At 67.8% G+C, this 746-nt stretch carries 1 protein-coding gene; it reads left to right on the forward strand.

Annotation, left to right across the window (positions count from 1 at the left end):
- Window positions 1–67 precede the first annotated feature (67 nt).
- Window positions 68–746: ABC transporter permease (locus ADL12_RS17560; protein WP_062703515.1), on the forward strand; the 679-nt coding region annotated here is incomplete at its 3' end.

Genomic DNA, 746 nt, shown 5'->3' on the forward strand with positions numbered 1-746 from the left:
TCGACGACGTCTTCTTCGCCCTGACCGGCGCCACCGACATCCCCCACCAGCCCAAGGAGACCGCCCGATGAGTTCCCTCTCCCTCGCCGTCCGCGACTCGACCACCATGCTGCGCCGCAACCTCCTGCACGCCCGGCGCTACCCGTCCCTCACCCTGAACCTGCTGCTCACGCCGATCATGCTGTTGCTGCTCTTCGTCTACATCTTCGGCGACACCATGAGCGCGGGCATCGGCGGCGGCGACCGCTCCGACTACATCGCCTATCTCGTCCCGGGTCTGTTGCTGATGACCATCGGCAGCACCACGATCGGGACGGCGGTCTCCGTCTCCACCGACATGAGCGAAGGCATCATCGCCCGCTTCCGGACGATGGCGATCCACCGCGGTTCGGTGCTCGTCGGGCACGTCGTCGGCAGCGTGCTGCAGTCGATCGTCAGCGTGGTCCTCGTCGGCGCCGTCGGCGTGGCCATCGGCTTCCGCTCCACCGATGCCACCGTCCTGGAGTGGTTCGCGGCATTCGGACTGCTCGCGCTCTTCGCCATGGCGCTCACCTGGATCGCGGTCGGCATGGGCCTGGTCAGCCCCAACGCCGAGGCCGCGAGCAACAACGCCATGCCCCTGATCTTCCTGCCGCTCATCTCCAGCACCTTCGTGCCGGTCGACGCGATGCCGGGCTGGTTCCAGCCGATCGCCGAGTACCAGCCCTTCACACCCGCCATCGAGACCCTGCGCGGCCTGCTCCTCG

The sequence above is a fragment of the Streptomyces regalis genome (genome assembly GCF_001509475.1).
GTDB lineage: Bacteria > Actinomycetota > Actinomycetes > Streptomycetales > Streptomycetaceae > Streptomyces > Streptomyces regalis.